Here is a 21,805-nt window from a genome sequence, read left to right as displayed (position 1 = left end):
ATCGCGAGCAGGCTCGCTCCCACAGGGGATTTGAGGCGGTCACACATTCTGTGTCCACAGCAGATCCAATGTGGGAGCGAGCCTGCTCGCGATGACGGCCTGACATTCACCGCCGCATCAAAACCCTGCCACTACCGCTCAAACAACTCCATCTGCTCAAACCCGCCCCGCAAATCCTCAAGTCGCACGCCAATCCCCAACAACCGCACCGGTTTCCCCCCTCGATTGAACGCCTGAGTCAGCAACAACTGATAACTCCCCAAATCCCGCCCTGCCCCGGCCTGTTCCAGCGTCGTCTGGGTAAAGTCATGGAATTTCACTTTGACGAACGGCTTGCCCGGCCGGTAGCTGCTGTCGATCCGCGCCATGCGACCGGCCAGGGTTTCCAGCAGCTCGGGTAATTTATCCAGGCAGCTCACCAGATCCGGCAGGTCCACGTCGTAGGTGTTTTCGACACTGATCGACTGCCGACGGCTGTCGTTATGCACCAAGCGCTCATCAATCCCACGGGCCAGGCTCCAGAGTCGCTCGCCAAAACTGCCGAATTCGCGCACCAACGCCAACTTGTCCCACTCGCGCAAATGCGAGCAATCGACAATGCCGAGCTTGCCCAGCTTGTCGGCGGTCACTTTGCCCACGCCGTGCAGCTTGCTCACCGGCAAACCACTGACAAAGTCCTCGACCTGATCCGGCGTGATCACAAACAAACCGTTGGGCTTCTTCCAGTCACTGGCGATCTTGGCCAGAAACTTGTTCGGCGCGACGCCGGCCGAGACCGTGATGTGCAATTGATTGGAGACTCGGCGGCGAATGTCCTGGGCGATGCGCGTGGCGCTGCCACCGAAATGTGCACAGTCCGACACGTCGAGGTAAGCCTCGTCGAGGGAAAGCGGCTCGATCAGGTCGGTGTAATCGCTAAAGATCGTGTGAATTTCCTTCGACGCTTCTCTATAGGCGTCCATGCGCGGCTTGACGATGGTCAGGTCCGGGCACAGCTTCAAGGCATGCCCGGAAGACATCGCCGAGCGCACGCCGTAGGCCCGCGCCTCATAGTTGCAAGTGGCAATCACCCCGCGTCGATCCGCCGAACCACCTACCGCCAGGGGTTTACCCGCCAGGCGCGGGTCGTCACGCATCTCGATGGCAGCGTAGAAGCAGTCACAATCGACGTGGATGATTTTTCGCTGGGTCATATAAAAGCGGTGTTCATGGTGAAGAAATGGCGTATTAGCGTGTCGGATCGGCAGTATCTCACTGACACCTGTATATAGCACCAGTAGTCTGAATCTTCTTGCCCACTGGCAGGAAAAGTAACCGGTGAATTTATTTTCTCAATCGAAAAGCTCCGCCCGATAGAGCTGCAAGCCTTGCCATACCTGACTCGCAGACGATCGCCCTCCCCTTATTTCAAGCTAAGCGATTGAACCAGAAGAGGTTTTATCAGGATTGAAGGTTGACAGCCCGGCGATCCTCTGTAGAATGCCGACACACAGACGCGGGATGGAGCAGTCTGGTAGCTCGTCGGGCTCATAACCCGAAGGTCGTCGGTTCAAATCCGGCTCCCGCAACCAAACATCAAAAAAGGCTACTCGAAAGAGTGGCCTTTTTTGTGCGCGTCTGTTTTGTGTCGCTCTTTTCTACCAGAAGTGAGAAATCGTTCTGATTCCGAAACTTAAGTCTGCCCTGCGACCGTTCGCCGCTTATTCACACTTATTTGACCCGGTTCCAGATTAACGGTTGACACACCGGCGTATCTCTATAGAATGCCGCCACACAGACGCGGGATGGAGCAGTCTGGTAGCTCGTCGGGCTCATAACCCGAAGGTCGTCGGTTCAAATCCGGCTCCCGCAACCAAACATCAAAAAAGGCTACTCGAAAGAGTGGCCTTTTTTGTATCTGCTGAAAAAGTCCTTTCGCAACAATGACCTGTCACTGTGTAGTGAAGCGTTCGGGATCACCCTGGCTGCGGGTTCAGACTATGCTGAATCGCAGACAGAACCCTCTACGCCCAATGACATGCCATCGCCGCCACCCGGTGAGAGGCGTTAATATTTGTGATTATTTTTTTCTACAGGGATTGGTAACTTGGCTGGATACCTCCATCCTGTCGCGCACAATCCAAGAGGTGATTGATGCGCGCCAACTCGTCTGATCCACAAGACACCGTCACAGCGACACAACCGATCAAGGCCGAGCGTCTGCGCTGGCTGGATCTGGTCAGCAAGTACCGTCAGCCCATCGGCCTGGCGCTCACGTTGCTGTTGTTCGCTATCGCGCTGATTGCCTGCCGTCACCTGCTGAGCGAACTCGATCTGTACGCTTTGCATGACTCCATTATGGAAGTACCAAAACCGGCCTTGCTGGGCGCATTGGCTGCGACCGTGATCGGCTTCATCATTTTGCTGGGGTACGAATGGTCCGCCAGCCGCTACGCAGGCGTGACACTCGCGCCGCGCATCCTGGCGCTGGGTGGCTTCACGGCATTTGCCATCGGCAACGCCATCGGCCTTTCAATGCTCTCGGGGGGCTCGGTCCGCTACCGCTTATATGCACGGCATGGCCTGGGCGCTTCAGAAGTCGCTCACATGACCCTGTTCGCCAGCCTCTCGCTCGGCTGCGCCCTGCCACCGCTGGCCGCCCTCGCAACCCTCAGCAACCTGCCTGCCGCCTCGGCGGCACTGGGATTGTCCGAAGGTTTGCTGGGGGGTGTTGCCGCGGCCGTGTTGCTGCTCTTCAGCGTATTGGCCATCGGCATCTATCGCCGCCGCCTTCCGGAACAACCCTCCCCGGACAACCTGCTGGTCAAGGTCGGACGCCGCACCTTGCGTCTCCCCGGCCGCCGCCTGACCTTCCTGCAACTGATCATCACCGCCCTGGACGTGGCCGCCGCCGCGACTGTGCTCTACCTGTTGCTGCCGGAAGCGCCGCCCTTCGGTGCGTTCCTGCTGGTGTACCTGCTGGCTTTGGCCGCCGGCGTGCTCAGCCATGTGCCGGGCGGGGTCGGCGTATTTGAAGCCATCCTGTTGGCCGCCTTTGCCGACACACTCGGCGCCGCCCCACTGGCCGCTGCGCTGCTGCTCTATCGCCTGATCTATGTCGTGCTGCCACTGCTGGTGGCCTGCGTGTTCCTGCTGATCAATGAAGGCCAGCGCCTGTTTCAGTCGCGCCAGTCCCTGCGCGCCGCGTCCGGTCTGGCGGCGCCGATTCTGGCGGTGCTGGTGTTCCTGTCCGGCGTAGTGCTGCTGTTCTCCGGCGTGACCCCGGAAATCGACACGCGCCTGGAACACATCGGTTTTCTGATTCCCCATCGCCTCGTCGACGCGTCGCACTTCGGTGCCAGCCTGGTCGGCGTGCTGTGCCTGCTGCTGGCGCAAGGTCTGCGTCGTCGGTTGTCCGCCGCGTGGATGCTGACCACCATTCTATTGCTGGTCGGCGCCCTGCTCTCTCTGCTCAAGGGCTTTGACTGGGAAGAAGCCTGCCTCATGACGCTGACGGCGAGCCTGCTCGGGGTTTTCCGGCGTTCGTTCTATCGCCCGAGCCGCCTTACCGAATTGCCGTTCTCGCCGCTGTATCTGGTGTCGAGTCTGTGCGTGCTCGGCGCCTCGATCTGGTTGCTGCTGTTTGCGTACCAGGACGTTCCGTACAGCCATCAACTCTGGTGGCAGTTCACCCTCGACGCCGACGCCCCGCGTGGCTTGCGCTCTTTGTTGGGCGCCGCCGTGTTGCTGGTGGTCGTGTCGCTGACTTGGCTGCTGCGCACCGCGCGCCCGGTAATTCATCTGCCGACGCCTGACGAGCTGGACCGTGCGGTAAAGATCCTGATGGCCTCCGCCCAACCGGACGGTGGCCTGGCCCTGACCGGTGACAAGGCGCTGCTGTTTCACCCCAACGACGAGGCGTTCCTGATGTACGCCCGCCGTGGCCGCAGCCTGGTGGCCTTGTACGACCCGATCGGCCCGACCCAGCAACGGGCGGAAATGATCTGGCAGTTCCGCGACCTCTGCGACTTTCACCACGCCCGCCCTGTGTTCTATCAAGTCCGTGCCGAGAACCTGCCTTACTACATGGACATCGGCCTGACCGCGATCAAGCTCGGCGAAGAAGCCCGGGTCGATCTGCAGCGCTTTGATCTCGAAGCCAAGGGCAAAGAGATGAAAGACCTGCGCTACACCTGGAACCGCGGCACCCGCGATGGCCTGTCGTTGGAGATCTTTGAGCCGGGCCATGCGCCAATGGATGAGCTCAGGGTCATTTCCGATGCCTGGCTGACCGGCAAGAACGTGCGCGAGAAAGGCTTCTCCCTCGGCCGTTTCAGCGACGACTACCTCAAGCATTTTCGCGTGGCGGTGATTCGTTTCGAAGGGCGCCCGGTGGCGTTCGCCAACTTGCTCGAGACCTACGGCCACGACTTGGCCAGCCTCGACCTGATGCGCGCGCACCCGGACGCCCCCAAGCTGACCATGGAGTTCATGATGGTCGGCCTGATTCAACATTATAAAAATCATGGATACGCGCGCTTCAGCCTGGGCATGGTGCCGCTGTCGGGGTTGCAACCCCGGCGTGGCGCACCGCTGACCCAGCGTCTGGGCTCGATGGTTTTCCGCCGTGGTGAGCAGCTCTACAACTTCCAAGGCTTGCGCCGCTTCAAAGACAAATTCCAGCCTGACTGGGAACCCCGTTATATGGCCGTGCCCGCCGGACTCGATCCGCTGGTCGCCCTGGCCGATACTGCTGCCCTGATTGCGGGCGGCTTGACTGGATTGGTGAAACGCTGATGATTCAACGCTCCTTGCGGTACGTACTGGGCACGATGGTCGTGCTGGCCCTGATTCTCGGTGGCGGTTACTGGTACCTGAAACGCCCGGCACCCGAACCGACCCTCGAACAGCTGACCCCGGCCGATGGCGCGGCGATGACCCGCGTCATCCCCGGCAACACACCTCGCGCCCAGGTGCTGGTGGCGGTCAACGAAGACCAGAAGCTCAGTGACAAACAACTGATGACCCTGAGCCGCAGCGCTTCGGCACAGATCGTTCAGGTCATTCTGCCAAAAGACTGCCTGCTGCAAAGCCGCGCCCTGCAATCGGGCCTGCGCGAACTCAAAGGCCCGGCGACCCTCGTCAGCGGCATCGGCCCGGGCGCCGTGCTGGCGTGGCGCTGGTTGTCCGAACAGAAGGACGACAAGGCCCAGGCCGTCTCCGTCGACCTGGCCCTGGAAAAACCCGGCTGCACCCACCTGTTGCCGAAAAGCGCCGCTCACGGTCACTGGCTGGTGGCCTGGAACGACAACCCGGACGACACCAGCGCCGGCTTCGTGCGCGACCAAGCCAACGCCGAAACCAGCATCAGCGACTACGACATCAACCTGCCGCAAGTGCTGAACAACGAACTGCGCAAGCTCCTCGTCGGTGGCGACAAAGCCGCTGGCGGCCTGCAGATCCCCGTGGTCGAAGTCCCGGCCGGCCAGGCCAAGGACACCGTCACCCTGTTCCTCTCCGGCGACGGCGGCTGGCGCGACCTCGACCGCGACGTCGCGGGCGAGATGGCCAAGATCGGCTACCCGGTGGTCGGCATCGACACCCTGCGCTACTACTGGCAGCACAAGAGCCCGGAGCAAAGCGCCCTGGACCTCGCCGAACTGATGCAACACTACCGGCAGAAATGGGGCACCAAGCGCTTCATCCTGACTGGTTACTCGTTCGGCGCCGACGTCCTGCCGGCGATCTACAACCGCCTGGAACCCGCAGAACAGCAGCGCGTCGACGCCATCATCCTGCTCGCCTTCGCCCGCACCGGCAGCTTCGAAATCGAAGTCGAAGGCTGGCTCGGCAACGCCGGCAAAGAAGCCGCCACCGGCCCGGAAATGGCCAAGCTGCCACCGGAGAAAGTGGTGTGCATCTACGGTGAAGAAGAAGTCGACGAAAGCGGCTGCACCGACAAGACCGCCGTGGGTGAGGCGATGAAACTGCCTGGCGGCCACCACTTCGACGAGAACTACCCGGCGCTGGCCAAGCGCTTGGTGGACATCATCGAGAAGCGCCAGGCCAAGGGTGAGACGGCTCAGGAGTGATCTGAGGCCCGCCCACGAAAAAGCCCCCGTAGCCGTTTGGTTGCGGGGGCTTTTTCATATTTACCGATTCAACCAAGCACCACAGATCCCTGTGGGAGCGGGCTTGCCCGCGATAGCGGTATGTCTGTCACATCAATGTTGGACCTGCCGCCGTCATCGCGGGCAAGCCCGCTCCCACAGGAACTGCGTATCGCTTGAGCAGATGCGTCTACCGCCCTCGATACTGGTACTTAGTCTTTCCTGGCGTACCGTGTCCTCATATCGTCGTGACAAATTGCATTGGCCTGATCAAAACCGGTCAAGCGCTCCGCAGCTGCTGCTTCAACGCGAAGATCCTTAGTCTCGTCGAGCATTTCCTGATAGGCATCGACATTGATAATGACCGCTACTGGCTGATTATTTTTGACAATGACCATGCACTCAATGGCATGGCCAGAGATCCCCTTGAGTCTCGTACTGAAGCCCCTGACCATTGCAGTCGTCGATACTGCTTGGACACCACGCACTGATGATGCCGTCATACTCACCTCTCTTCACATCGTGCAAATCTGAACACGCAGCTCAACGTATCGTTTACTTAAGGTGTCGCAATATCAGATGACGCCCGCGGACCTTGTAGGCAAACTCCGAATCTTGTGTTTAGGCACTTTGCCGCCTTGTTGTGCTTTTCTTCGACGGGATAGTCTTCGGTCGTCGCTGACCTTTCAGCGATCGGGCTTGGAAACCCGTCGAATCAAAAGCGCACCAGCGCCCTATCATGAATGCGGAAGTTTTTACGCCTGCAATCCTGAGTTATGGCGGCTGTGCGTGGGACGCCTTTGGGCGTGCCGGTTCCTTGGTTCCCGGTTTTCCAACCTGCGTACAGCTGTCACCCATTCGCTTGGAAACGAACGTGGCGGCTCCTCAAACCAAGGAATTACAACATGACAAAAACAGATTCGTCCGCGATTTCAGAACTAAAAACCATAGGCTTCACCCCACTTATCTACTGCTCGGATCAGGCGTTATTCAACGTCCGCGCCGGCGTCCCCATCGTTACTGCATTGTCACAAGCCTCCGATCTGCTGTTCCTCGCCAAATCATTTTCCGAGGATGCCGCCTACGCAAAAGACACCGACCGGCATGCCTGGGCCGCGCATTACCTGACGGCGATGGGCAAGGCGGTGATTGATGATGTGGTGAAGGTGCTGACGCCAAGACCCGCTCGGACAAAGACTGAATCAGAAGACCTGCCCGAAAGCCAGTAACACCGCAGATCCCCTGTGGGAGCGAGCCTGCTCGCGATGGCGGACTGACATCCACCATTGTTGTCGACTGACAGACCGCTATCGCGAGCAGGCTCGCTCCCACAGGGATTGTCAGTGAACTCGGATCAACGGGCACAAAAAAGCCCCCGCTGCCTTCATGGCAACGGGGGCTTTTCAATGGGGGCTTACATCTCGACCTGTGTACCCAACTCAATCACCCGGTTCAGCGGCAGATTAAAGAACCGCAAATTGCCATTGGCATTCTTCAACATGAACGCAAACAACGCCTCACGCCAACGGGCCATTCCTTCGAGTTTGGAGGCGATCACCGTCTCGCGGCTGAGGAAGTAGGTGGTGCGCATCGGGCTGAAGTCCAGATCATCGAGATGACACAGTTTCAGCGCTTGCGGCACGTCCGGTTCGTCGACGAAGCCGAAGTGCAGGATCACGCGGAAGAACCCTTCGCCGTAGGATTCAACCTCGAAACGCCGCGTCGGCGGCACTCGCGGGATGTCTTCGTAGACCACGGTCAGCAGCACTACTTGCTCATGCAGCACCTGGTTATGCAGCAGGTTGTGCAACAGCGCGTGGGGCACGGCGTCCGGGCGCGCGGAGAGGAACACGGCGGTGCCCTGGACGCGATGCGGCGGCTGCACGGCGATACTGCTGATGAAAATCGGCAGCGGCAGCCCGCCTTCGTCCATGCGTTCCACCAGCAGTTGCTTGCCGCGCTTCCAGGTGGTCATCAGCACAAACAGCGCGATACCGGCGATCACCGGGAACGCCCCGCCCTGAATGATTTTCGGCACGTTGGCAGCGAAGTACAGACTGTCCACCAAGAGGAATCCAAGCAACAGCGGAACCGCGAGGACCGGAGGCCATTTCCACAGCAGCAATATCACCGCCGACACCAGGATGGTGGTCATCAGCATCGTGCCCGTCACGGCCACCCCGTAAGCCGCAGCCAGCGCGCTGGAGGACTCGAAGCCCAGCACCAACAGGATGACGCCGACCATCAGCGCCCAGTTCACCGCGCCGATGTAGATCTGGCCTTGTTCGGCACTGGAGGTGTGCTGAATGTGCATGCGCGGTATGTAACCGAGCTGAATCGCCTGACGAGTCAGGGAGAACGCACCGGAAATCACCGCTTGAGAAGCAATGACCGTGGCCAGGGTCGACAACCCCACCAACGGAATCAGCGCCCAGCTCGGAGCCAATAAGTAGAACGGGTTGCGAGCGGCTTCCGGGTCACCGAGCAGCAAGGCGCCCTGGCCAAAGTAGTTCAGCACCAGCGCCGGCAGCACGAGGATGAACCACGCCCGAGCAATCGGCTTGCGCCCGAAGTGCCCCATGTCGGCGTACAGCGCTTCGGCACCGGTCAGCGCCAGCACCACCGCGCCAAGTATCGCCACGCCCATGCCCGGGTGAACGATGAAGAAACGCACGCCCCAGATCGGGTTCATCGCTTGCAACACTTCCGGGTGCTGCACGATGCCGTAGACACCCAGCGCCCCCAGCACGACAAACCAGGTCACCATGATCGGCCCGAACAGAATGCCGATCCGCGCGGTGCCATGACGTTGAATCAGGAACAGCGCCACCAGCACGACCAACGACAGCGGCACCACCCAATGGTCGATGCCGTCAAACGCCAGCCCCAGCCCCTCAATCGCCGAAAGAACGGAAATCGCAGGAGTGATCATGCTGTCGCCATAGAACAGCGCCGCGCCGATCAGCCCGCAGACCACCAACAACGTGCGCAACTTCGGATGCCCGGCCGCAGCCCGCCGAGCGAGGGCGGTCAAAGCCATGATCCCGCCTTCGCCCTGGTTGTCGGCACGCAGCACGAACAGCACGTACTTGATCGAAACGACCCAGATCAACGACCAGAAAATCAGCGCCAGAATCCCGAAGACTCCGTCATGATTGACCGGTACCCCATAGTGGCCGGAGAACACCTCTTTAAGGGTGTACAGCGGGCTCGTACCGATATCGCCATAAACCACCCCGACCGCTGCCACCAGCATGCCGATCGGCTTTGCCGCCGAATGCTCGGCACCCGCCGCCTGACTACTTGCCTGCCCCATCCAAAACTCCTACTACTCAGACCCGGACTTCTTATAAGAAGCACTATGCTTTGCCACGCAGCATGCGCTGTTTTACATGACGTTACAGACGTTTTGTTGACTGTAAAAAATCGGTAAAGCGTAACGGCGCGAAGCATAGCGCAGCACTCGTCGCATTTCCCTGCATAAAGCTGGTCAAGTGCGCGTCTCATCGCTAGAATTGCGCACTTTTTGACCAGAGGCGCAACATAGCGCCCGTCTGTCGCCTTGCCGTCTTCGGCTGGAGGCGTCCCAAATACCGAGGTTAGACATGTCCACCACTCCTGCGCCGGCCAATCCAAAAGTTGGCTTCGTATCCCTGGGTTGCCCCAAAGCACTGGTCGATTCCGAGCGCATCCTTACCCAGCTACGCATGGAAGGCTATGACGTCGTGTCCACTTACGAGGACGCCGATGTCGTGGTGGTCAACACTTGCGGTTTCATCGACTCGGCCAAGGCTGAGTCCCTGGAAGTGATCGGCGAAGCCATCAAGGAAAACGGCAAGGTCATCGTGACCGGCTGCATGGGCGTCGAAGAAGGCAACATCCGCAAGGTGCACCCGAGCGTACTGGCCGTGACCGGGCCGCAGCAGTACGAGCAAGTGGTCAACGCCGTGCACGACGCCGTGCCACCGCGCCAGGATCACAACCCGCTGATCGACCTGGTGCCGCCGCAAGGCATCAAGCTGACCCCGCGCCACTACGCCTATCTGAAGATTTCCGAAGGCTGCAACCACAGTTGCAGCTTCTGCATCATCCCGTCGATGCGCGGCAAGCTGGTCAGCCGTCCGGTCGGTGACGTGCTCGACGAAGCCCAGCGCCTGGTCAAGGCCGGCGTCAAGGAGCTGCTGGTGATCTCGCAAGACACCAGCGCCTACGGCGTCGACGTGAAATACCGCACCGGTTTCTGGAACGGCGCGCCGGTGAAAACCCGCATGACCGAACTCTGCGAAGCCCTGAGCACCCTCGGCGTCTGGGTTCGCTTGCACTACGTTTACCCGTACCCGCACGTCGACGAGCTGATCCCGCTGATGGCCGCCGGGAAAATCCTGCCGTACCTGGACATCCCGTTCCAGCACGCCAGCCCGAAAGTCCTGAAAGCCATGAAACGCCCGGCCTTCGAAGACAAGACCCTGGCGCGCATCAAGAACTGGCGCGAGATCTGCCCGGACCTGATCATCCGTTCGACCTTCATCGTCGGCTTCCCGGGCGAGACCGAAGAAGACTTCCAATACCTGCTGAACTGGCTGACCGAAGCCCAGCTCGACCGCGTCGGCTGCTTCCAGTACTCGCCGGTCGAAGGCGCACCCGCCAACCTGCTGGACGCGGCCATCGTGCCGGACGACGTCAAGCAAGACCGTTGGGACCGCTTCATGGCGCACCAACAGGCCATCAGCTCGGCGCGCCTGCAAATGCGCATCGGCCGTGAAATCGAAGTGCTGGTCGATGAAGTCGACGAGCAAGGCGCCGTTGGCCGCTGCTTCTTCGATGCCCCGGAAATCGACGGTAATGTGTTCATCGACAACGGCAGCAACCTCAAGCCCGGCGACAAGGTCTGGTGCAAAGTGACCGACGCCGACGAATACGACCTGTGGGCTGAACAGATCTAAACGCAAAAAATACGAAAAGCCCTGCTCTCTTGACGAGATGCGGGGCTTTTTTAGGTCTATCGTTTTGTGGGAGAAAGGACTCGCACACTCCACGGTAAAAGGGGCATTCGGCCATGCGCCAACATTCGGTCATCCACACGCCGAAACAGAGCGACTATCAGGAACTCACGCAAGTCTGGGAAGCCTCGGTGCGCGCCACCCACGACTTTCTGCCGGACAGCTACATTGAATTGCTGAAGAACCTGGTGCTGACCCGCTACCTCGACGCGGTAATGCTGATCTGCACCAAGGACTCGCGCCAGCGCATCACCGGATTTGCCGGGGTGGCCGCTGGCAAGATTGAAATGCTGTTCATCGACCCGTCCCACCGGGGTCAGGGTTTGGGCAAGCAGTTGCTGCGTTACGCCATGGAACACATGAACGCCAACGAGCTGGACGTCAACGAGCAGAATCCGCAGGCCTTGGGGTTTTACTTCAAGCAAGGGTTCGAGGTGATCGGCCGTTCGGAGGTCGATGGCATGGGGCAGCCGTATCCATTGCTGCACATGCGTTTGCGCCAGGCGCAACAAAAGACACGCAATGGCTGACACAACATAGAACTCTGTGGGAGCTGGCCTGCCAGCGATGCAGACGCTACGGTTCGTCAGATACACCGAGGTGATGCAATCGCTGGCAGGCCAGCTCCCACAGGAAATGCAACCGCATTGAAATGGAGCCGGGATTAACCGGCGCCACGCAGGTACAATGCCCACCCCTTTTTTGTTACGGCCCTGTCATGACTGACCCGATTCGTCTCTCCAAACGCCTCATCGAACTCGTCGGCTGTTCCCGTCGGGAGGCTGAGCTGTTCATCGAGGGCGGCTGGGTCACCGTGGACGGCGAAGTCATCGACGAGCCGCAATTCAAGGTCGGCACCCAGAAAGTCGAGCTCGACCCAGAGGCCAAGGCCACTGCGCCCGAGCCGGTGACCATCCTGCTGAACGTGCCCGTGGGCATGGACGCGGAAACCGCGATGGCGACCATCAGCGCCGAGACCCTGAGCGAAGAACACCGCTTCAGCAAACGTCCGCTCAAGGGCCACTTCCTGCGCCTGACCGCCAGCACCGACTTGCAGGCCAACGCCAGCGGTCTGCTGGTGTTCACCCAGGACTGGAAGATCCTGCGCAAGCTCACCGCCGACTCCGCCAAGATCGAACAAGAATATGTCGTCGAGGTAGAAGGCGACATGGTGGCTCACGGCCTCAACCGCCTGAACCACGGCCTGACCTACAAAGGTAAGGAACTGCCGCCGGTCAAGGCCAGCTGGCAGAACGAAAACCGCCTGCGTTTTGCGATGAAGAACCCGCAACCGGGCGTGATCGCCCTGTTTTGCCAGGCCGTTGGCCTGAAGGTCGTCGCCATCCGCCGCATCCGCATTGGCGGCGTGTCCATCGGCAAAGTGCCGTTGGGGCAATGGCGTTACCTGTCCGGCAAAGAGAAGTTCTGAGACTTTTCACGCCGCCACACATTCCGGCGCCGCTGTTTATGCGGCGCCCACTGCTGAATATCAGGATTGCACACCATGATTCATAACGACGTACTGCGCAGCGTGCGCTACATGCTCGACATCAGCGACAAGAAAGTCATCGAGATCATCAAGATCGGCGGCATGGACGTGTCCCTGGAAGACCTGCTCACCTACCTCGACAAGAAAGAGGAAGACGAGGAAGGCTTCGTGCGCTGCCCGGACGAAGTCATGGCGCACTTCCTCGACGGCCTGGTGATCTTCAAGCGCGGCAAGGACGAAAGCCGTCCGCCGCAGCCGATCGAAGTGCCGGTGACCAACAACATCATCCTGAAGAAACTGCGCGTGGCCTTCGAACTGAAAGAAGACGACATGCACGCGATCCTCAAGGCGTCCGAGTTCCCGGTGTCCAAACCTGAGCTGAGCGCGCTGTTCCGCAAGTTCGGCCACACCAACTATCGTCCGTGCGGCGATCAGTTGCTGCGCAACTTCCTCAAGGGCCTGACTCTGCGCATTCGCCCGCAGTAAGCCCACGCCGTCCTTGAGCTGCACGCCTGCGGCTCAAGGCCAGGCTGTATAGACCTTCATTCCTCGCAAAAATAGTGGCTCCGCTTCTGGCAGCTGACGACTAGGGTGTATTGACCCTCAGCTCTCAGGATTCGCCATGCACCCGTACTTTTCCCTGCAAGGCCGCACCGCTCTGGTGACCGGCGGCACCCGTGGTATCGGCAAAATGATCGCCAAGGCTTTTGTCGAGGCCGGCGCCACCGTGTACGTCTGCGCCCGGGATGCCGAAGCGTGTCAGCAAACGGCTGATGAGCTGAGCGCCTTCGGGACGTGCCACGGCGTGGCGGCCAACCTGGCCAATGAAGAAGGCGTGTTGCAACTCGCCACGCGGCTGGGTGAACAGATTCCTCATCTGGACATTCTGGTGAACAACGCCGGCACCACGTGGGGCGCACCGCTGGAAAGCTACCCAGTCAAGGGCTGGGAAAAGGTCATGCAGCTCAACGTGACCTCGGTGTTCAACTGCATCCAGCAGTTCTTGCCTTTGCTGCGCAAGGCCGGTTCAGAAGCGAATCCGGCGCGGATCATCAACATCGGTTCGGTGGCGGGGATTTCTTCCTTTGGCGAACAGGCCTATGCCTACGGCCCGAGCAAGGCTGCCCTGCATCAACTGTCGCGGATTCTCGCGCGGGAGCTGGTGAGCCAGCACATCAACGTCAACGTGATTGCACCGGGGCGCTTCCCGAGCAAGATGACCCAGCACATTGGCAATGATGAGCAGGCGCTGGCGGAGGATACGGCGTTGATTCCGATGAAACGCTGGGGCCGCGAGGAAGAGATGGCGGCGTTGGCGATCAGTCTGGCGAGTACGGCTGGGGCATACATGACCGGGAATATCATTCCGCTGGATGGCGGGTTCAGTCTCTGATACCCGCTTTTGTGGCGAGGGAGCTTGCTCCCGCTCGGTTGCGAAGCAACCGCCTACAGCACCGAGTTTCCCCTGGAGAAACTCGGTGAAGGTGTTTGGGGGCGCTTCGCACCCCAGCGGGAGCAAGCTCCCTCGCCACAGAGTGCGCATGGGCTATCATGTTCGCCCTCATTGCCGCCTCGACCCCAAACCATGACCTACAGCGTTTCCCCCATCGGCTTCGTGCGCTCCTGCTTCAAGGAGAAGTTCGCCATCCCGCGTCAGCCGCAACTGGCCCCGGCCGCTCGCGGTGTGCTGGAACTGGTGGCGCCGTTCGATCAGGGCGATGCGGTGCAAGGTCTGGAGCAGGTCAGCCATGTCTGGCTGCTGTTCCTGTTTCATCAGGCCCTGGAAGAAAAGCCACGCCTGAAGGTCCGCCCTCCTCGCCTGGGCGGCAACAAATCCATGGGCGTATTCGCCACCCGCGCCACGCATCGACCCAATGGCATCGGCCAATCTGTGGTGAAGCTAGACAAGGTTGAAGCCCATCGGCTGTGGATCTCGGGGATCGACCTGCTCGACGGGACGCCGATTCTCGATATCAAACCCTACGTGCCATACGCAGACATCATTGACACAGCCTCCAATAGCATCGCCAGCGCTGCGCCACTATTGATTCCCGTGCAGTGGACGGATGCGGCGCTGCAACAGGCTCATGACCATGCTCAGCGCCTTGAAGAGCCGTTGGTGGCATTGATCGAGCAATGCCTGGCACAAGACCCACGCCCGGCGTACCAGATTCCCACGCCTGAACGGGAATATGGCGCGCAGTTCTGGGATCTGGATGTGCGCTGGCATTACCCCGAGACGGGTGTGATCCGAGTCCTGGAAGTCATTCCCGCAAAAGCCTGAATGCCAGAAACCACTGTGGGAGCGAGCCTGCTCGCGATAGCTGTGTGTCAGTCGACAGTAATGCTGACTGATACACCGCTATCGCGAGCAGGCTCGCTCCCACAGGGAAAGCAAAGCCGTCAGGCGTTGTGCTTACTTCTCGACGAACGCTCGCTCGATCAGGTAGTCACCCGGCTCGCGCATCCGCGGCGAAACTTTCAGGCCGAAGCTGTTCAACACTTCGCTGGTTTCGTCGAGCATGCTCGGGCTGCCGCACAGCATGGCACGGTCGTCCTGCGGGTTGATCGGTGGCAGGCCGATGTCGCTGAACAGCTTGCCGCTGCGCATCAGGTCGGTCAGGCGGCCTTCGTTCTCGAACGGCTCGCGGGTCACGGTCGGGTAGTAGATCAACTTGTCACGCAGCGCCTCGCCGAAGAACTCGTTCTGCGGCAGGTGCTCGGTGATGAATTCGCGGTAAGCGACTTCGTTGACGTAGCGCACGCCATGGCACAGGATCACTTTTTCGAAACGCTCGTAGGTTTCCGGGTCCTGGATGACGCTCATGAACGGCGCCAGACCGGTACCGGTGCTGAGCAGGTACAAATGTTTGCCAGGCTTCAAGTCATCCAGCACCAGCGTGCCGGTAGGCTTCTTGCTGATGATGATCTCGTCGCCTTCCTTCAGGTGCTGCAGCTGGGAAGTCAACGGGCCATCCGGCACCTTGATGCTGAAGAACTCGAGATGCTCTTCCCAGTTCGGGCTGGCAATCGAGTACGCGCGCATGAGCGGCCGGCCGTTGGGCTGTTGCAGGCCGATCATCACGAACTGACCGTTCTCGAAGCGCAGGCCCGGATCGCGGGTGCACTTGAAGCTGAACAGAGTGTCGTTCCAGTGATGAACACTGAGGACACGCTCGTGGTTCATGTTGCTCATGTACGTGGGACTCCTGGAGATTTTGCCTGCGCCGCTGATGTGCGCAATTGCATCGCATTCTAATGGCAGCGACAATATCTGTTAAATGGATTATTAAGATAAGGGTTATCGGTTATATAGATATGCGATTTACTCTCCGTCAACTTCAAGTATTCGTCGCCGTCGCCCAGCAGGAAAGCGTATCCCGTGCTGCCTTGACGCTCAACCTTTCGCAATCGGCGGCGAGCACCTCGATCACCGAGCTAGAGCGCCAGTGCAGCTGTCAGCTGTTCGATCGCGCCGGCAAACGGCTGAGCCTCAACGCCCTTGGCAAACAGCTGTTGCCGCAAGCGGTGGCCCTGCTCGACCAGGCCAAGGAAATCGAAGACCTGCTCAACGGCAAGTCCGGTTTCGGCTCTCTGGCGGTCGGCGCGACCCTGACCATCGGCAATTACCTGGCCACTTTGCTGATCGGCAGCTTCATGCAGCGCCACCCGGAAAGCCAGGTGAAGCTGCACGTGCAGAACACTGCCAATATCGTGCAGCAAGTCGCGCACTATGAAATTGATCTGGGTCTAATCGAAGGCGATTGCAGCCATCCGGACATCGAAGTGCAGAGCTGGGTCGAGGATGAGCTGGTGGTGTTCTGCGCGCCTCAGCATCCGCTGGCCAAACGCGGCATAGCGACCATGGAAGAGCTGAGTCACGAGGCGTGGATCCTGCGGGAGCAAGGCTCCGGCACGCGACTGACCTTTGACCAGGCCATGCGTCACCATCGCAGCGCGCTGAATATCCGTCTGGAGCTGGAACACACCGAAGCGATCAAGCGCGCCGTGGAATCAGGCCTGGGGATTGGCTGCATTTCACGCTTGGCGCTGCGCGATGCGTTCCGCCGCGGCAGCCTGGTGCCGGTGGAGACGCCGGATCTGGACCTGGCGCGGCAGTTCTATTTCATCTGGCACAAACAGAAATATCAGACGTCGGCGATGCGCGAATTTCTCGACCTGTGCCGCGCCTTCACCGCCGGGGTTCAGCGCAGCGACGAGATCGTGCTGCCCAGCATCGCTTAAAGCAGAATCACCGCCCACACCAGCGCGATCATGCTCAACGCCACGAACTGAGCGGCGCTGCCCATGTCCTTGGCATTCTTCGACAGCGGGTGCAGCTCAAGGGAAATGCGGTCGATGGCCGCTTCCACGGCCGAATTCAGCAACTCGACGATCAAGGCCAACAGGCAGACCGCGATCAGCAACGCCTGTTCGACACGGCTGACGTTCAAAAAGAACGACAGCGGGATCAGGATGACGTTGAGCAACACCAGTTGCCGAAAAGCAGCCTCCCCGGTGAAGGCTGCGCGCAAGCCGTCCAGCGAATAGCCGGATGCGTTGAGGATGCGTTTGAGGCCGGTTTGGCCTTTGAAAGGAGACATAGAGTAGGCAACTGACCAAAAAGGAGTGGGAAAGCTAGATCAACCAAAGTCAAAAAAGCGTGAACAGGCCAACTCTTAGTGGCTCGAAATTGACTCAAGTTGTTGCAGAAGCAACGCAGCCTGGGTGCGAGTCCGCACATTCAGCTTACGAAATATAGCCGTGACATGCGCCTTGATGGTCGCTTCGGAAACGCTCAACTCGTAGGCAATCTGCTTGTTCAGCAACCCTTCACAGACCATGGTCAGCACCCGGAACTGCTGCGGCGTCAGGCTGGCAAGGCCTTCACTGGCGGCCTTGGCCTCAGCGGAAACGCTCACGGCTTCAAATGCCTGAGGCGGCCAGAACACATCGCCATCCAGCACCGCACGCACAGCTTTCTGGATGACACTCAGGTCACTGGACTTGGGAATGAAGCCGCTGGCGCCGAATTCACGGGACTTCACCATGATCGAGGCTTCTTCCTGGGCCGATACCATCACCACCGGAATTTGAGGGTACTGACCGCGGAGCAGCACCAGCCCGGAAAAACCGTAGGCCCCTGGCATGTTGAGGTCCAGCAGCACCAGATCCCAGTCAGACTTTTCGTCCAGTCGGGTTTCCAGCTCGGCAATGCTCGCCACTTCCACCAGACGGACATCCGGACCCAGGCCCAGGGTCAACGCTTGATGCAGGGCGCTACGAAAAAGAGGGTGGTCATCGGCAATCAGGATTTCGTATGTGGCCATTTTTCAAATGATCCTGTTTTTCTAACAACTCAAGGCACAGCCACGGAGCTGCACCAACAGGGCACGTTCAACGCCAATTACGTGGTTATCACGCAAAGAATACGGCGTATCAAACTTTGGCCGCGCCCTAATCGGCGCCAAGCATGCCCAGCGAAACCGGGGTGGTCAAGGTGCATGGCCGGTACAGTTCTTTGCAGTATGGGCGACAATCAGCAGATGACCGTGGCCGCGTTCTGCACGAAAGGCATCAGTTCGGTGTGGGCCGGCGTTGCAACGTTCATGTCCAACTGATGTTTCGCGTCCAAGTAATGCTGGCTGAACACGTCGAAATAAGCGTCCAGCGCCGAGGCCGCTGCGGTATCGCCTGCTAGATCCAGACACAACGCCGCCACTTCGGCGGTGCACAAATGTTCGCTGCGGGTCGACCGGCGCAGTCGATAGCGTGAAAGCTTTTCGGGCAGCAGGCTCAAAATCGGCAAACGATCAAAATACGGGCTCTTGCGGAAAATCTTCCGGGCCTCGGTCCAGGTCGCGTCGAGCAGAATGAACAACGGCCGCTTGGTGCTATCGGCTTCGACGGTGTTCGTCACTCGCTCAGGCTCGACGTATTCACCCGGAAAGACCAGATACGGCTGCCATTGAGGGTCGGCCAACAGCGCCAGCAACTGCGGATCCGTTTCCGTGCGGGACCAGATAAAGGCATGGTTGTCGCGCACTACGTCGGCAATCAGCCAGCCGGTGTTGCTCGGTTTGAACACTTCTTTATTGGTCATGATCAGGCACACGCCCGAGCGGGCCTCGACCTGCGGGCGCCAGGCGCACAGACAGTGACTCTCGATCACGCGGCAAGCACGGCACCGCGGCGCCCTCCAGCCACGGGCCTGAATCGGCTTGATGCCCTCCTCCTCTCGCTGGTCGCGCAAGCGGGCGACGGCGTTTGCAGCAAAAACCGGGGTTACTGGGTTCATCGCAGGCAGCACCGGAGGGGAAAGAAAATCGACACGTAAATCACTCGGCAAGTCAGAAAGTGGCGGCAGTTTATCAGAGCAACCGGCGCAAGCCTGTACCGTCCAGGCCTCGTCCCCTATAATTCGCCGCCACTGAACGCACAGTCATGTGACGGGTCGAACCACCAGTCACTGAACCAGGAGAGTTTCATGCTGCGCCTTATCGTTCCCACCGCTGCCATTTTGCTGGCGTCGTCTTTCAGCGCTCAGGCTGCGTCCTTGAGTGAGCAGAATCTCAACCGAGAACTGCGAAACGTCGCCGCACAAAGCAGTGCAGGCACTCCACGGGCGATCAACGAAGACATTCTTGATCAGGGCTACACCGTCGAAGGCAACACGCTGATCAATCATCTGAGCGTACAAAGCAGCCACGCCAACAAAATGCGTGCCGACCCAAAAGCCGTGTATTTCCAGCTGGGTGCCTCGGTATGCAACAACCCATCGTTCCGCAAACTGATGGCCAAGGGCGCGGTCATGCGCTACGACTTCACAGAAGTGAAGTCCAATCGCTCGGTCGGTTCCGCCAGCTATCAGGAATCGGATTGCCCGAAAGCAGCACCGGTCAAGAAGAAGTAATCATCGGGAATTGGCGCGCCGCTGTTCATCCTCGGCGCGCAGTTCTGCCACCAACGCCTGCAAATAACGCGAACGCCGCTCGCCGCCCTCCAGACGCCGGCAGCACTCCTCTTCGAGACTCAAATGATTGGTCTCGGCGGATGACTTCAGTAATCGATACAGCTGCGTATCGATTTCCAGAATGATTCTGGCCATGGTTTACAGCCTCCCTGCACCTCGCCCTGTTTGAGCGAAAATTCCTTGAACTGCTTGGACTGTGCGTCCTGCCTTTGACGCAAAGTTGTCGTGTCACGTCTGTAACTTAGTAAATCAGAGCGCCGGGCACGCGGCACGCGTTCAGACGAACGGCGAATTCACCTTGCAAATCGTCAATAAGCGGTTGCCAGGAAAGACTTTGCGGCGCAATGATCAAGCCAGCGAGAATCTCTGCAACGGTCTAGATTCAGAGTGTTCACGATCACTTTTCTGGGCAGGGAAGGGGCTGCCCGTCGCGTGTCTTGTTGTGCGAACGTTTCTTTCATCCAAGGGAAAAACAGAGCCTGTATGGACGACTCGAACCGAGTCGGGTGGAGCGCCCAGGCATGGGCTTGGGCTGACAGCGACACATGAGGTGTCGCGGCGCTGGCGACTGTTTTGTCGGTGCCAAGGGTTCTGTGCAGAAGGAGAAGTTGAATGCCTTACCAACCGAATGACCTCCTGAGCCGTCATTTCGAAGAAAGCGGCCACGACCTCATCAGCAAGGTCGAAGAGCAACTCAACCTGGTCTCACCCAACAGCCCGAACATCCCGATTTACCGCGACATGATCCTGACCGTGCTGCGCATGGCCCAGGAAGATCACAACCGCTGGAATGCCAAGATCACCCTTCAAGCCCTGCGCGAACTGGAACATGCATTCCGCGTGCTCGAGCAGTTCAGGGGACGACGCAAGGTCACGGTTTTCGGCTCGGCGCGCACGCCGATCGAACACCCGCTGTATGGCCTGGCCCGGGAACTCGGCGCCGCACTGGCGCGCTCGGACCTGATGGTCATCACCGGAGCCGGTGGCGGCATCATGGCGGCGGCCCATGAAGGTGCCGGCCTGGAACACAGTCTGGGGTTCAATATCACCCTGCCCTTCGAGCAGCATGCCAACCCCACCGTCCAGGGCACAGGCAACCTGCTGCCCTTCCATTTCTTCTTTACCCGCAAGTTGTTCTTCGTCAAAGAAGCCGATGCGCTGGTCCTGTGCCCGGGCGGTTTCGGCACCCTGGATGAAGCGCTCGAAGTGTTGACGTTGATTCAGACCGGTAAAAGCCCGCTGGTACCGGTGGTATTGCTGGACGCGCCGGGCGGCAAGTTCTGGCAAGGCGCGCTGGACTTCATTCACCATCAACTGGAGGAAAATCGCTACATCCTGCCCACCGACATGAAGCTTGTGAGCCTGGTCTACAGCGCCGAAGAAGCGGTGGAGCAGATCAATCAGTTCTACGGCAACTTCCACTCCAGTCGCTGGCTCAAGCATCAGTTCGTGATCCGCATGAACCACAAGCTCAGCGACCAGGCGCTCGAACACATGCAGGTAACGTTCGCCGACCTGTGCCTGAGCGATCACTTTCATCAGCATGCCTATAGCGGTGAGGAACACGATGACGCGCAGTTCAGTCATCTGGCACGACTGGCCTTCAACTTCAACGCCAGGGATCATGGGCGCCTGCGGGAGCTGGTGGACTACATCAACCTGCCGGAAAACTGGGCCCATTCCAAACCCCAGGCGCAACAGCGCACGCGAGAACCGTCCAAGGTGACGTGAGGCAAAATCGAGGCAAAAAAAAACGGCCCGCTATCGAAATAGCGGGCCGTTTTTATTAATCATCCATTCCTCGACCGCTGAACAAGCGGCCGATCATTTCCATGGAGTATCCCCGATAACTCAGGAAACGCCCTTGCTTGGCGCGTTCCCGGACGTCTATCGGCAGATGCCCGGCAAATTTGCGTCGCCAGGTCTCTTCCAGTTGTTCCTGCCAGTTGATACCGCTCTCGCGCAAGGCGAGCTCGATGTCGTTACGTTGCAGGCCGCGCTGGCTCAGTTCTTCGCGAATACGCAAAGGGCCGTATCCGGAGCGAGCACGGTAGGAAACAAAGCTTTCGAGGTAACGGGCTTCGGACAGCAGGCCCTCTTCCGTCAGCCGGTCGAGTGCAGTGTCGATCATTTCAGGGAGAGCGCCGCGCTGACGCAGTTTACGCGTCAGCTCGACTCGACCATGCTCGCGTCGCGCGAGCAGGTCCATGGCGGTTCGCCGCACCGCGACGAGTGTATCGAGTACGGCGGTCAT

Annotated in this window: 21 protein-coding genes and 2 tRNA genes; 14 read left to right on the top strand and 9 right to left on the bottom strand. The window is 59.5% G+C overall.

What is annotated here, in order from left to right; genetic code table 11:
- Positions 1-131: 131 nt before the first annotated feature.
- The gene (gene dinB, locus ACA053_RS05915; protein WP_109628261.1) at positions 132-1,193 is read right to left on the bottom strand and encodes a DNA polymerase IV; all 1,062 of its coding nucleotides are present in this window, start codon (positions 1,191-1,193) and stop codon (positions 132-134) included.
- Between the two features lie 301 nt (positions 1,194-1,494).
- Between dinB and ACA053_RS05910 the strand changes: the two genes are divergently transcribed.
- From ACA053_RS05910 to ACA053_RS05895, 4 genes are all read left to right on the top strand, one after another.
- Positions 1,495-1,571: transfer RNA gene (locus tag ACA053_RS05910), tRNA-Met, on the top strand.
- A 207-nt stretch (positions 1,572-1,778) separates the two neighbouring features.
- Positions 1,779-1,855 (top strand) — tRNA-Met (locus tag ACA053_RS05905).
- Between the two features lie 278 nt (positions 1,856-2,133).
- Positions 2,134-4,776 carry a bifunctional lysylphosphatidylglycerol flippase/synthetase MprF gene (mprF, locus tag ACA053_RS05900; RefSeq protein WP_497394724.1) on the top strand — a complete coding sequence of 881 codons (2,643 nt, stop codon included), beginning with the start codon at positions 2,134-2,136 and terminating at the stop codon, positions 4,774-4,776.
- Entirely contained in the window at positions 4,776-6,071 is a 1,296-nt protein-coding gene (locus ACA053_RS05895) for a virulence factor family protein (RefSeq protein ID WP_497394723.1), read from the top strand. The genes mprF and ACA053_RS05895 overlap by 1 nt, the downstream gene beginning before the upstream one ends.
- A 230-nt stretch (positions 6,072-6,301) precedes the next feature.
- Here ACA053_RS05895 and ACA053_RS05890 read toward each other — a convergent pair whose 3' ends face one another.
- Positions 6,302-6,592: a type II toxin-antitoxin system Phd/YefM family antitoxin gene (locus tag ACA053_RS05890; RefSeq protein ID WP_497394722.1), complete on the bottom strand. Its 291-nt coding sequence runs from the start codon at positions 6,590-6,592 to the stop codon at positions 6,302-6,304.
- Positions 6,593-6,994: 402 nt separating this feature from the next.
- Here ACA053_RS05890 and ACA053_RS05885 point away from each other — a divergent pair, with 402 nt between their 5' ends.
- The gene (locus ACA053_RS05885) at positions 6,995-7,318 is read left to right on the top strand and encodes a DUF3077 domain-containing protein (RefSeq protein WP_497394721.1); all 324 of its coding nucleotides are present in this window, start codon (positions 6,995-6,997) and stop codon (positions 7,316-7,318) included.
- A 185-nt stretch (positions 7,319-7,503) separates the two neighbouring features.
- On the opposite strand, the gene ACA053_RS05880 is transcribed toward ACA053_RS05885, so the two are convergent.
- Complete coding sequence (locus ACA053_RS05880) at positions 7,504-9,405, bottom strand: potassium transporter Kup (protein ID WP_497315989.1); 1,902 nt, start codon at positions 9,403-9,405, stop codon at positions 7,504-7,506.
- A gap of 289 nt (positions 9,406-9,694) precedes the next feature.
- On the opposite strand from ACA053_RS05880, the gene rimO reads away from it, so the two are divergent.
- The 6 genes from rimO (at position 9,695) to tsaA (ending at position 14,862) form a co-directional block, all read left to right on the top strand.
- Entirely contained in the window at positions 9,695-11,032 is a 1,338-nt protein-coding gene (rimO, locus tag ACA053_RS05875) for a 30S ribosomal protein S12 methylthiotransferase RimO (RefSeq protein WP_007907296.1), read from the top strand.
- A gap of 113 nt (positions 11,033-11,145) precedes the next feature.
- On the top strand, positions 11,146-11,619 hold the full coding sequence (locus tag ACA053_RS05870) for an acetyltransferase (RefSeq protein ID WP_497394720.1): 474 nt from the start codon (positions 11,146-11,148) through the stop codon (positions 11,617-11,619).
- Positions 11,620-11,807: 188 nt separating this feature from the next.
- Positions 11,808-12,518, top strand: a complete 711-nt coding sequence (locus ACA053_RS05865) for an rRNA pseudouridine synthase (RefSeq protein ID WP_497394719.1) — start codon at positions 11,808-11,810, stop codon at positions 12,516-12,518.
- 75 nt (positions 12,519-12,593) lie between these two features.
- A complete protein-coding gene (locus ACA053_RS05860; protein WP_497315983.1) occupies positions 12,594-13,064 on the top strand; it encodes a YehS family protein in 471 nt (156 codons plus the stop codon).
- A gap of 136 nt (positions 13,065-13,200) precedes the next feature.
- Positions 13,201-13,971, top strand: a complete 771-nt coding sequence (locus tag ACA053_RS05855) for an SDR family oxidoreductase (protein WP_497394718.1) — start codon at positions 13,201-13,203, stop codon at positions 13,969-13,971.
- 192 nt (positions 13,972-14,163) lie between these two features.
- Positions 14,164-14,862 (top strand): tRNA (N6-threonylcarbamoyladenosine(37)-N6)-methyltransferase TrmO, encoded by a 699-nt coding sequence (gene tsaA / locus ACA053_RS05850; RefSeq protein ID WP_497394717.1) that lies wholly within the window; start codon positions 14,164-14,166, stop codon positions 14,860-14,862.
- Positions 14,863-14,994: 132 nt separating this feature from the next.
- On the opposite strand, the gene fpr is transcribed toward tsaA, so the two are convergent.
- Entirely contained in the window at positions 14,995-15,774 is a 780-nt protein-coding gene (fpr, locus tag ACA053_RS05845) for a ferredoxin-NADP reductase (protein ID WP_003443014.1), read from the bottom strand.
- A 122-nt stretch (positions 15,775-15,896) separates the two neighbouring features.
- Here fpr and ACA053_RS05840 point away from each other — a divergent pair, with 122 nt between their 5' ends.
- Complete coding sequence (locus ACA053_RS05840; RefSeq protein WP_219096809.1) at positions 15,897-16,823, top strand: LysR family transcriptional regulator; 927 nt, start codon at positions 15,897-15,899, stop codon at positions 16,821-16,823.
- Here ACA053_RS05840 and ACA053_RS05835 read toward each other — a convergent pair.
- The 3 genes from ACA053_RS05835 to ACA053_RS05825 form a co-directional block, all read right to left on the bottom strand.
- Positions 16,820-17,182 (bottom strand): diacylglycerol kinase, encoded by a 363-nt coding sequence (locus tag ACA053_RS05835; RefSeq protein WP_008010143.1) that lies wholly within the window; start codon positions 17,180-17,182, stop codon positions 16,820-16,822. The genes ACA053_RS05840 and ACA053_RS05835 overlap by 4 nt on opposite strands.
- A 75-nt stretch (positions 17,183-17,257) precedes the next feature.
- A complete protein-coding gene (erdR, locus tag ACA053_RS05830; protein WP_010462704.1) occupies positions 17,258-17,908 on the bottom strand; it encodes a response regulator transcription factor ErdR in 651 nt (216 codons plus the stop codon).
- Between the two features lie 209 nt (positions 17,909-18,117).
- A complete protein-coding gene (locus ACA053_RS05825; RefSeq protein WP_497394716.1) occupies positions 18,118-18,876 on the bottom strand; it encodes a tRNA-uridine aminocarboxypropyltransferase in 759 nt (252 codons plus the stop codon).
- Positions 18,877-19,065: 189 nt separating this feature from the next.
- Between ACA053_RS05825 and ACA053_RS05820 the strand changes: the two genes are divergently transcribed.
- Positions 19,066-19,491 carry a PA3611 family quorum-sensing-regulated virulence factor gene (locus tag ACA053_RS05820; protein WP_109628248.1) on the top strand — a complete coding sequence of 142 codons (426 nt, stop codon included), beginning with the start codon at positions 19,066-19,068 and terminating at the stop codon, positions 19,489-19,491.
- On the opposite strand, the gene ACA053_RS05815 is transcribed toward ACA053_RS05820, so the two are convergent.
- A complete protein-coding gene (locus ACA053_RS05815; RefSeq protein WP_109628247.1) occupies positions 19,492-19,686 on the bottom strand; it encodes a hypothetical protein in 195 nt (64 codons plus the stop codon).
- 477 nt (positions 19,687-20,163) lie between these two features.
- Here ACA053_RS05815 and ACA053_RS05810 point away from each other — a divergent pair, with 477 nt between their 5' ends.
- Entirely contained in the window at positions 20,164-21,282 is a 1,119-nt protein-coding gene (locus ACA053_RS05810) for an LOG family protein (protein WP_497315975.1), read from the top strand.
- Positions 21,283-21,337: 55 nt separating this feature from the next.
- On the opposite strand, the gene recX is transcribed toward ACA053_RS05810, so the two are convergent.
- Positions 21,338-21,805 carry a recombination regulator RecX gene (gene recX / locus ACA053_RS05805; protein ID WP_497315973.1) on the bottom strand — a complete coding sequence of 156 codons (468 nt, stop codon included), beginning with the start codon at positions 21,803-21,805 and terminating at the stop codon, positions 21,338-21,340.

The sequence above is a fragment of the Pseudomonas sp. LBUM1672 genome, assembly GCF_059695655.1.
This window is presented reverse-complemented; position numbering and strand designations above follow the sequence as displayed.